This is a genomic window from Acidobacteriota bacterium, from assembly GCA_034211275.1.
GTDB lineage: Bacteria > Acidobacteriota > Thermoanaerobaculia > Multivoradales > JAHZIX01 > JAGQSE01.
In genome coordinates this window covers 18,582-28,892 of record JAXHTF010000069.1, presented here as the reverse complement: position 1 = coordinate 28,892, position 10,311 = coordinate 18,582, and the positions used below count along the sequence as shown (strand labels likewise).

Annotated in this window: 9 protein-coding genes; 5 read left to right on the top strand and 4 right to left on the bottom strand. The window is 68.7% G+C overall.

Going from position 1 to position 10,311, the window contains the following annotated elements:
- From SX243_12540 to arfB, 4 genes are all read right to left on the bottom strand, one after another.
- Positions 1-697, bottom strand: a 697-nt coding sequence (locus SX243_12540) for a hypothetical protein (GenBank protein ID MDY7093791.1), incomplete at its 3' end; no start/stop codon positions are given.
- Between the two features lie 115 nt (positions 698-812).
- Positions 813-1,970, bottom strand: coding sequence for an alanine racemase (locus tag SX243_12535; protein ID MDY7093790.1), 1,158 nt, complete (start codon positions 1,968-1,970; stop codon positions 813-815).
- Positions 1,967-2,398, bottom strand: a complete 432-nt coding sequence (locus SX243_12530; protein MDY7093789.1) for a DUF2784 domain-containing protein — start codon at positions 2,396-2,398, stop codon at positions 1,967-1,969. Before SX243_12530 ends, SX243_12535 begins: the two co-directional genes overlap by 4 nt.
- Positions 2,399-2,422: 24 nt before the next feature.
- The gene (gene arfB / locus SX243_12525; GenBank protein MDY7093788.1) at positions 2,423-2,851 is read right to left on the bottom strand and encodes an alternative ribosome rescue aminoacyl-tRNA hydrolase ArfB; all 429 of its coding nucleotides are present in this window, start codon (positions 2,849-2,851) and stop codon (positions 2,423-2,425) included.
- Between the two features lie 103 nt (positions 2,852-2,954).
- Between arfB and SX243_12520 the strand changes: the two genes are divergently transcribed.
- The 5 genes from SX243_12520 to SX243_12500 all read left to right on the top strand — a co-directional run bounded on the left by SX243_12520 (position 2,955) and on the right by SX243_12500 (position 10,296).
- Positions 2,955-6,950: a hypothetical protein gene (locus tag SX243_12520; GenBank protein ID MDY7093787.1), complete on the top strand. Its 3,996-nt coding sequence runs from the start codon at positions 2,955-2,957 to the stop codon at positions 6,948-6,950.
- 94 nt (positions 6,951-7,044) lie between these two features.
- Complete coding sequence (locus SX243_12515) at positions 7,045-7,734, top strand: DUF1318 domain-containing protein (protein ID MDY7093786.1); 690 nt, start codon at positions 7,045-7,047, stop codon at positions 7,732-7,734.
- A gap of 37 nt (positions 7,735-7,771) precedes the next feature.
- The gene (locus SX243_12510; GenBank protein MDY7093785.1) at positions 7,772-8,590 is read left to right on the top strand and encodes a DUF1295 domain-containing protein; all 819 of its coding nucleotides are present in this window, start codon (positions 7,772-7,774) and stop codon (positions 8,588-8,590) included.
- 19 nt (positions 8,591-8,609) lie between these two features.
- Entirely contained in the window at positions 8,610-9,749 is a 1,140-nt protein-coding gene (locus SX243_12505) for a M14 family zinc carboxypeptidase (GenBank protein ID MDY7093784.1), read from the top strand.
- Positions 9,750-9,753: 4 nt separating this feature from the next.
- Entirely contained in the window at positions 9,754-10,296 is a 543-nt protein-coding gene (locus SX243_12500; protein MDY7093783.1) for a serine O-acetyltransferase, read from the top strand.
- Positions 10,297-10,311 lie beyond the last annotated feature (15 nt).

The window sequence follows — 10,311 nt, the reverse complement described above, 5'->3', positions numbered from 1 at the left end:
CGCTGGTCATGGTCAGATTCACGCTGCGGCCCTCGTCCGCCTTCTTGGCCTCGATGACTCCCTGGGGACCGGAGCCGCCGAAGCTCACCTTCTGGCGGTTGACGGTATAACCGGCCTCTTCCAGGCTCTCCTGGTAGTAGTCGAGCACCGTATCCACCGCCTCGGTGGTCTTGAGAGTGAAGGCGCCGGAAGTGCCGCCGGTGCCCTCGGAAGAGAAGACCACCTCGACCTCCGAACCGGCGAAGACCGGCACCCACGAGGGCAAGCTCTCGCTCCCCTGCCCGGTCTGGCCGTAGGTGGCCACCTCGTCGCCCTTGCGGACGGTCATGGTGCCCTTGCCGTCCTCACCCTCTTGGGCGCTGATCTCCATCTCTTCGTCGCCGACTTTCCATTTGAAGTTGCCTTCCTCGATGTCGGAAGCGTCAAGGGTGATCTCTTCGCCGGTTTCGGCGTTGCGGAAGACCACTGTGCGAGCCGTCTCGTCGGCGGAGACGAACTCGACCTCGGGGTTGACCCGGGCGTAGAGCTTGGCGGTGGTCTCCACCGGCTTTTCTTCCATGCTCTCGCCGAATTGCTTGGCCTTGAAGCCCACGAAGCCGACGCCGGCCACCGTGACGATGATTCCGAGGAGGACGAGGACACCACAGCCGATGCCCACCCACGCCAGGGGGCTCAGGCCCTTCTTACCGTTTGCCATAAAGACTGTCTCCGATGATGTTCTGAAGTTGCCGGATCCGACGGGGAGTCCTGACAAAGACTCTGGAAAGGGAATGAAGAATAACCATGTTAGCCCCAGAATCCTAGCATGTCCTTCACCAACCCCGAACCGGCCTCCACTCCTCCACCACCCGCTGCCCCCGCACCACGTGGTAGCGGTCGAAGAGGGCGGCGGTGAGGCAGCTGTGGTTGGGCAGCACCCGCAGCCGGGTACCCACCGGGTAACGCCGAGCGAGCTCCGGGGAGGCGGTACGCACCTGACCGTGCTCTTGGGATAGGGAGACCAGCTCGAGACCCTCGATGCCGCCACCGCCCTCCTCCACCAGCTCTCCATAGCCTTCGAAGCCGGGGACGTGCACCGCGCCGCGGTCCTTGGACAGAGCCAGGGAGCCGACGTTGAGCACCAGCTGGCCGCGCTCCGGATAGCAGCCCACCACCGTCGCCAGTACCGACAGCGCCACGTCCCGCCGCCGGCAGCTCCCGATGGCCTCCTGGTGCAGATCGAAGAAGACGTAGTTGCCAGGCCGCGCCTCGGTGATCCCTTCGAGGCTGCGCACCCGGGTCATGGTGGGGGTGGAGCCGACGCTGACCTCCGGTACCTCCAGGCCCCGGCGGCGCAGCTCGGCGGCGAAATCCGCCATCACCGACCGCTCCTGCTCCGCCACCGCCGCCACCTCGTCGTCGGTGCGGCAGGAGTAGGAGTGACCGGCATGGGTCAGGATGCCGGCGAAACGCACTGCCGAGGAGGCAGCCAGCCGCCGGGTGAGCTCCAAAGCCGCCGGGCTCGCCGGGTCGACGCCGGCGCGGTGGTAGCCGCAATCGACCTTGAGAAAGGCGGAGAACCGAGCCTCTGCCCCGCCCGGCCCGGAATTCCTGGCGTAGGACTCCAAGGCGTCGAGGGTGCGGGGCTCGTCCAGCAGCAGATGGAAGGCGTCGACTTCTGCCTTCAGCTCCGCTATCTCCGGCAGGCGCTGGGGATCCAGGGGCAGGGCCCAGGTGATGTCCCGAAAGCCGTCAGCGGCGAAGTGGCGGGCCTCCGCCAGGGTGGAGACGGTGATGCGGCCGTCGGGGCTTTGCAGCCGCCCCAACTCGACACATTTGTGGGTCTTGACGTGGGGCCGTAGACGCACCCCAAGGGACTCCATGCGCCGGGCCATGGTCTCGACGTTGCGCTCCACCGCGTCCAGGTCCACCACGGCGCAGGGGGTGGCCAGATTCTCTAGGGTGGGACCTGCTTTGGAAGACGAGCTCACGAGTTGTCTCCTGGTTGGTTGTCTCCTAGTTGCTTGCCTCCTGGTTGGCTGCTTCCTCCTCCCGAACGCTTCCGGCGCCAGAGGATCCATGTATACACCGCCAGATTGAGCACGATCACCCCCACTCCCAGGGCGATTTGCACCTCCCGGGTCAGCCCCCGGGGATAGAGCACCGGCAGCAGGTAGTGCTCGACGAAGCCGCCCTCGTAGCCGGCGGCGCCGGCGCGGCGGCGCAGGGCGTTCTCGATATCCGTCAGCGGGCAATACCAGCCCGCCAGCTCCACCAGCGCTCCCCAAGCGGCGGCGGGCAGATGCAGCCACGCTACCCGAGGCCAGCGCAGCACCGCCAGACCGCCGAAGACCACCCAGAGGACGAAACCGAGGTGCACCAGGACCACGGCATCGGCGAGGAGGCGGTGGAGATTCACGGAGTTCTTGGAGCGCCGGAACGGTCAGCCATCGCCGATCTTGGGGTTGGAGCGCAGGCGCTTGATCTGCGAACGCTGCTTCTTCTTCTCCAACCGGCGCCGGTGGGCAGCCTTGGAGCGTCGGGTCTTGCGCCGGCGGCGGGGCTTGCGCAGAGCCTCCTGGAGCAGCTCCGCCAGCCGCGCCACCGCCTGCTCCCGGTTAGCGCTTTGGGAGCGGTGCTCCTGGCTGCTGACCCGCAGGACTCCCTCTTTGTTGATGCGCGAGGAGAGCTTGTCGAGGATTCGATCCCGCTGTTCCTCGTCCAGGCTCGGCGACGACACCACGTCGAAGAGCACCGTCACCCGGGTCTCTACCTTGTTGACATTCTGCCCGCCGGGCCCCGAGCTGGTACTGGTCTCCAGCTCGAGCTCGGTCTCGGGCAGGCTGAGGGCGGAATTGATCTCGATCATCATCGTCTCGACAAGCCGGGCCGCAGCAGCGGACCCGGAAAGCATTGCATTCACGGCATATACTACCCGAGGAGCCATTCTCCACCGGACGCCCACCAATCCTCCCATGCCCTCCCGCCGCAGACGCTTCGTCCTCTCCTTCCTCACCGTCGCCGTGGTGCTGGGGGCGCTCACCTGGTTCAACCGCGATCTGCCCCGGCGACAGCTCGCCGCCAGCCTGTCCGAGAGCTTCGGCGGTGCCGTGACCCTGGAGCATCTGCGGGTGCTGGACGTCGACCGGGTGTTGCTGCGGGGGTTGGAGATTCAGAGCATCCAGGGCATGCCGTGGATCGGCGGCGTGCGCCTGGAGGAAGTGGAGGCCCACGGATCCATCGGTGACCTCCGCGCCGGCCGGCTCAAAAGAATGGAGATCCGCGGCGGCCGGCTGACCCTGGAGCCACCGCCGTGGCCCGAAGAAGAGCCTCTACCGCCCTCGGACCTGGAGCTGGGGGTGGTGACGGTGCGCGATTTCGAGGTGGTCGCTCCAGCTCCTCCCCGGAAGCTACCTGGAGGAAGCCCCCAGGAGCCCAGCCGCTGGGTGCTGCAGGGAGAGATCATCGGTTGGAGAGGCGCCCTCGCCCCCGCCGTCGGCCTGGATCTGAGAGGCAAGGCCGAAGCCTTGGAGATCGGGCCCCTGGCGTCCTTCGCCGTCCCCGCGGAGATGCGTCCCGAGGGCCGGCTGCAGGACTTCTCCCTGCAAGTCTCCAGCCCCGCCGGTGGACCCGATCTCAACGTCACCCTGACCAGCACCGCCGCCGAGCTCCGAGCCCCCGACGGTGCCCGAGCCGAGCTGCGGGAGCTGCGTCTGGAAGCCTCGGCGACTCTCGACGGCGAGCTGCCGGCGCCGGGCTGGAAGCAAGCCCGGGGCAGCCTGCAGCTGGCGGAGGCGACCCTCCTTCCCTCTGCCGAGGCTGCCAACGGCCCGTCCCCGCCGCCGGCTCCCGAGCTGGCTCAGCGGTTGACGCGGCGGCTGGCTCGCCAGCTGACTCGGCCGGCCCTGAGCGTCGAGCTCCTTCCGACAGAAGCAGGCCAGAGGCTGACGGCCCAGCTCCAGATTCCGGAGCTCCTGCAGGGGGCTTCGCTGCAGCTGGGGTGGAACCAGGAGCAGGAGCTCCGGGAAGTGACCGGCCGCGTCGAGCAGCTGGAGCTGGCGCCGCTCCTACCTTGGCTAGCCCCCCCGGCAGAGCTGGAGATCGAAGGCCACCTCGACCTGCGGGCCGAGACTCTCGAGGAGCCCCCGGGGCAGCCTCGGCTGGAGCTCCAGGCTTCCCTCGACTCCCAGCGCCTCGCCCTCTCGGACCTGCGAATGGAAGAAGCGGCCTTGGAGCTCGTAGCGTCGACTCCTCTACCAGCGCTGGCCCATGCTCTCTCCGCCGACGCTCCACTGCCGGTGGCCCTCGATGCGCGGATCCAAGGAAAGCGCCTGGAAGTCCCTGCCCAGGGGTCGGTCCATGACTTCCAAGGAGTGAGCCTGGAGATCCGCGGGCCGCTCCTGCTTCCCCAGCCCGCGGAATCCGGCTCCACCGGAGCGGAGCCGGAAGCAGAATCCGTCCTCGCCCAGCTGGCGACGGTGTTGGATGGCGAGCTGTCGGTGCTCGGAAGGGTCGCCTCCTCCTCCACTCTGCCGCAGGAATTGCTGCCCTTGGAGCTTCAGGCCACCGGCCGAGCCCTCGAGGACCAGGCAGCGCCGGAAACAGCCCTGGCGGTGGACGGGCGGCTGGGCACCGGTGGCGCCGGCAGCGGCCGGATCCAGGGGAAGGTGGCAGCTGGGGACGGTGACCACGCGACTCCCCTCCTCGACCTGCGCTGGAGCTGGGCCCTCGACCGCCTCGAGGGCCTACCCCGGCTTCTGGGCGAGCTGGGGCTCTTCGACTCCGGCGCCTTGCCGGAAGACCTGCGCCTCGGCGGTTCTTCCCGGCTCCAGGGGCGGCTGCGGGGTCCCGCCAAGTCTCCGCGGCTCGACGCGGAGGTGCGGGTGACGGACGGTCTGCTAGCCACCGGGGAGACACGGTTGGAGCACCTTGCCATCACCACCCGCGCAAGCTGGGCGGCGCTGCTGGACTCTCGCCGGCCCGTCGTCGTCGAGCAGCTGGAGGTCCGGGGCCGCGGCACCGTGGCACCGCTGGCACCGCTGCCTTTCCGCCTCCAGGCCGGCGGCCGCTGGCGGTCTGAAGCTCCTGCCACCGGATTCCCGGCGGCGGTGCCGGCTCCCGGTTTGGACCTCGGCGGGCTCGAGCTGACCAGCCTCGACCTCGTAGCGGGTCCCACCGAAACCGAGGTTGCACTCCTGGAAGAGACCGCGGCCCTCGGGCGGCTGCAGCTGACGCCGGCAGAGGGCGCCGGGAACCGCTGGACTCTGCGCTTGAAAGGAGTGGAGCTCCCCGCCTGGCGCCGTACCCTCGAGCCCCTCGTCGGCGATCCGGCACCGGGGCTCCGCTTCCAGGGCCAGGCCGCCGCCGAGCTGGAGGTTCGCCGCAGCGGTGGGGGCTGGGAAGGGGCCGGGAGCGCCAACCTCAGCAGCACCGGCTTTGCCTCCGACGACGGAGCTCGGGTGCTCGAAGGCCTGGCCAGCCGCTGGACCGTCGAAGGGGCGCTGACTCACGAGGCACTGAGCCTCAGCGCCAGCGGAGAAATGGACGGATTCTTGCTGCTATGGGATACCTTCTTCGCCGACTTCTCCAATCTCGAGAGCCAGGTCGGCGCCACCGCCACTCTGCCCATCGCTTCCGAAGAGGCAGCGCGGAAGCCCTGGAACGCTGAAGCCCGGTGGTCCCTGCCCGAGGGGCGTCTGCTCCAGGCCACCGTCGACGGCCCCGAGGAAGACGGTGCGGGACTTCGCTACACCGCCAATCTGACCCTGGAGGATCTGCAGGCCACCTTCCGCCGCCACCTGCGGGAGCCCTTGGTCACCGCCATGCCCGAGCTTGCGGAGCTCGCCGTCGGCGGACAGCTGGAGGCGGTGCTCAACGGTCGCATCGCGGCTGGGCCGCCGGAGGCCCGAGCAACCACCGTCCTGGGCGATCTCAACCTCGCCGGCATACAGCTCCACAACCCGGCCCAAGAACTGACGGTGGAAGATCTCTACCTCAGCCTGCCGCTGGACTTGCGACTGCCCCGAAATCCCGATCCCGCCGCCGACACCGCCGCCCCCCGGCCCCGCCGAGGCACCCTGGGCTATAGCTCCATCGCCTTCCGCGACCTGCGGCTGCCCGCGGTGGCCAGCCGGCTGCTGGTGCGCGGTGACCGCGTCCGACTGGAAGAACCGCTGGTGGTGCCGGTACTGGGGGGAGAGGTGGAGCTACGGCGCCTGATTCTCGCCGACCTGCTGGGGGAACGGTCGGTGGAAGGCTCCCTGCGCGTCTCCGGGCTGCAGCTACGCCGGCTGTCGGAGAGCCTCGGCCTCTTCCCCCTGGAGGGCACGGTGGAAGCGGTGCTGCCGGAGGTGCGGCTGGTGGGGGACCGGCTGGAAGTCGAGGGCGGCGGCCGAGCCCGGCTCTTCGGTGGCACCGTGGAGGTGTCGGATATCGGCGCCGAGGGCCTCTTCGACCCCTTCCCCCGTTTCCGCCTGTCGGCCCAGTTCGAGAACCTGCATCTGGAGCAGATTACCCGCCAGCTGGACTTCGGCGAGATGACCGGCCGTATCGAAGGAGGCATCAGCGACCTCTTGTTGGTGGGCGGCTCGCCGGTGCGTTTCGACGCCGTCGTCCGCAGCGTGACGCCGAAGCAGGAGCGGCGCACCGTAGGGGTCAAGGCGATCAACAACATCGCCATCCTGGGCACTGGCGCCAGCGCCGGCACCAACATCCTCGACCGCGGCATCCACCGCCTCTTCGACCGCTACACCTACTCCGCCCTAGGGGTGGCCATGACCCTGCAGGGAGACGCCTTCCGTCTTCGGGGGTTGGAGTACCGCGGCGACCAGGAGCTTTTCCTCCGCGGCGCCTTCCCCTTCCCCATCGACGTGATCAACGCCCAGCCCGGCGGCACCGTCTCCTTCCAGGCCATGGTCCGCCGGCTGCAGAACCTCGACCTCGAGAGCGCCACCACTCGTCCTCAACAATGAGGCTGCTGGTAGACTGCAGGCGGACCGGCGCACCGGTTCCGGGATGCCCCGCTGCAAAGGGGCTCCCGAGACCCACACCCAGGAGATCCTCACCATGAAGCGCTCGACCCCCTTGCTCTTGATCACCGCCGCTCTCGCCACCGTGGTCCTCGCCGCCTGCGTCACCATCAACGTCTACTTCCCGGAAGAGAAAGTCCGAGAGCTCTCCGAGCAGATCGAGGATGCGGTGGAAGAGCAGGCCGCCCAGGACGACGGCACCGTCGCCGAGCCCTCGGACCTGGAGCCCTCGGAGGCTGAAGCTGCCAATCCGGAGAGCTCCGGAGCCGAGACTTCCGGAGCTGAGACTTCCGGAGCAGGTGCCCGGATCTCGCCGGCGGGCTGGCTGCTGCACCTGCTCCCCGCCTCCCAGGCCCTGGCTGCGGACGAGGTAGCGGCACCGGAGATCAGCAACCCGGCGATCCGGAGGATCATTCAAAGCCGCGCCCAGCGCCTGCCGGAGATCCGCAACTACCTGCAATCCGGCGTCCTGGGAGAGAACAACCAGGCGCTGCTGGAGATCCGCAGCCTGGAAGATCTGGACCTGCGTCAGCGCGCCGAGGTACAACGGCTGGTGAAGGCCGAGAACGGCGACCGCGACCGCATGTTCGAGGAGATCGCCGCCGCCACCGGCGCCGAGATGTCCCAGCTGCCGCAGATCCGCCGCACCTATGCCGAGACGCTGCGCCAGAAGGCCGATCGGGGCACCTGGATCCAGGAGCCGGACGGCAGCTGGCGGCGCAAATAGCGACCCCGGGAGCTGAAGAAACTCGCTGCTAGTACCGATGATCTATCTCCAATCCCTCGCCGCCGTGCTGGCGGTCATGATCGTGCTCTGGCTGATCAGCCTGGTACGCCGAGACGTCAGCATCGTGGACGCCTTCTGGGGTCCCGGCTTTCTGCTGGCGGCGGGGGTGGCCCATCTGGAGGGCACCGGCTACGCCCCCCGGGGCTGGCTTCTGCTGGCCCTGGTGGCGGTGTGGAGCCTGCGGTTGGGGATTTACCTCTTGTGGCGCAACCTCGACCACGGCGAGGAAGACTACCGCTACCGCAAGATGCGGGATCACTGGGGCAAGAGCTTCCCACTGGTCAGCCTCGGCACCATCTTCCTCTTCCAGGGGGTGTTGCTGTGGTTCATCTCCCTCACGCTGCAGGTAGCGGTCCTCTCGGACACCCCCCAACGGCTCACCTGGCTCGACGCCCTGGGGGTGCTGCTCTGGCTGGTGGGCTTCGTCTTCGAAAGCGTCGGCGACTGGCAGCTGAGCCGTTTCAAGGCGGACCCGTCGAATCAGGGGAAGGTCCTCGATTCCGGTCTGTGGCGCTACACCCGCCATCCCAACTACTTCGGAGACTTCATGGTCTGGTGGGGCTATTTCTGTATCGCCCTGGCCACCCCCCAAGGCTGGATGACGGTGCTCAGCCCCCTGGTCATGAGCATCTTCCTGCTCAAGGTCTCCGGCGTCGCCCTGCTGGAGAAGAAGCTCTCCAAGACCCGGCCCAAGTACCGGGACTACGTCGAACGCACCAACGCTTTCTTCCCCGGTCCACCGAAGAAGTCCACCGCCCAATCCTCTCCGGAATCTCCCTCGGACGACGCCGCCTAGGCGCTGCGAAGACGTTCTGATGCCGCTGCAACTACCCATCGAGGAGGTTCTGTCCACCGCCGCCGCACCGCCGGTGGAGCGAGCCCAGGTGCTCGGCCGGTCGCGTCAGGATCGCCCCATCCACGGCTACCGCTTCGGCTCCGGGCCGTTGCGCATCAGCCTGCTGGCGGGTAGTCACGCCGACGAGCCGGTGGGGCCGGAGCTGCTCCGGCGCCTGGTCAGCTACCTCGACGAGCTCCCCATCACCGCCCACCCCCTCACCGCCGCCACCTGGTACATCGTTCCCCACGTCAACCCCGACGGCGAGGCCGCCAACCGGCCGTGGAGCGGAGAGCTCGTGGCGGCGAAAGACCATCGGGGAGAAGACGATCAAGGCTACGACCTGGCCGCCTACCTGGAAGGGGTCAGCCGGGAACCCCCGGGGGACGACATGGAGTGGGGCTATCCGGAGGTGAGTGACGACGGCGAGCTGGAGGACGCGGACGAGCTGCGGCCGGAGAACCTGGCGGTGACCCGCTTCCTCCTCGGCGCCGGCAGTCCCTTCCACCTCCACGCCAGCCTCCACAGCATGGCCTTTGCCCAGGGACCGTGGTTTCTGCTGGAGCCGGATTGGGTCGATCGGACCGAGGATATGCAGCGGCAGCTGACGGAGCGGGTGGAGGCCATGGGCTACGGCCTCCACGACGTGGACCGTCAGGGCGAGAAGGGTTTCCGGCGCATCGCCCCGGGCTTTTCCACCCGCCCTGACTCCCGGGCCATGGCCGCCTACTTCATCGGCCGCGGCGAAGCGGAAACCGCTGCTCTCTTCCAGCCCTCGTCCATGGAGCTGGTGCGCTCCCTGGGCGGCGATCCCCTGACCCTGGTCTCCGAGATGCCCCTCTTCCTGGTGCCGCCGCCGGGGAACGAACCCCAGCCGGGGGGCTCCGACGGTCCACCCAACCCCGCCGGCGGCACCGAGCCGCGCAATCGATTCCTCGCCTGGGCCCAGCAACGGCTGCGGCAGCTGTCGCCGCAAGACTTTCGCGGCGAAGCGGAAGCCTACGGCATCCGCCCCATGCCCCTGAGAGACCAAATGCGCCTGCAACTGGCCTTCCTCAATGCCGGTCTGGCGGCGGTGACGGCGGACGAGCTCCGGGAGCAGGAAGACGGGGAGGACTGAGGAGGTGGCCGCCACCGGCGACTGGGGCCGCCTGCGCCGGGACTTCCACCGGCTGCGGACGATCAAGGGTTGGAGCCCGCTGCGGGCGCTTCTGGACGTTCTTTGCTTCGACGCCGGCTTTCAGGCGCTGCTGCTGCACCGGCTGGCTCACGCCGCCGTGAGCCGCCGCATCCCCGCCCTGCCAGCGCTCTGCCGCCGCCTTTCCGTCGCCTTCTGTGGCGTCGACATCCTGCCCCGGGCGGAAATCGGCGGCGGCTGCCTCATTCCCCACGGTCTCGGCATCGTCATCGGCGGCACCGCCGTCCTCGGCGAGGATTGCACGCTGCTCCAGGGCGTCACCCTCGGTGAGGCACGCTTCGACGAGCTCGCCTGCCCCAAGGTCGGGGATCGCGTGACCTTGGGGGCCCGGGCTACCCTGTTGGGCGGAATCGCCGTCGGCGACGACGCCATGGTCGCCGCCGGTGCGGTGGTGCTCGAAGACGTCCCCGCCGGCGCCACCGTCGCCGGAGTGCCGGCGAAGGAGCTCAGCACCCGCCGGGCTTCCTGAGCCGTCGGCAGCTTC

Coding starts and splice junctions, on each gene's coding strand:
- arfB (MDY7093788.1), bottom strand. CDS start 2,851: ATGATGATCGAGATCAATTCCGCCCTCAGCCTGCCCGAGACCGAGCTC.
- SX243_12520 (MDY7093787.1), top strand. CDS start 2,955: ATGCCCTCCCGCCGCAGACGCTTCGTCCTCTCCTTCCTCACCGTCGCC.
- SX243_12515 (MDY7093786.1), top strand. CDS start 7,045: ATGAAGCGCTCGACCCCCTTGCTCTTGATCACCGCCGCTCTCGCCACC.
- SX243_12510 (MDY7093785.1), top strand. CDS start 7,772: ATGATCTATCTCCAATCCCTCGCCGCCGTGCTGGCGGTCATGATCGTG.
- SX243_12505 (MDY7093784.1), top strand. CDS start 8,610: ATGCCGCTGCAACTACCCATCGAGGAGGTTCTGTCCACCGCCGCCGCA.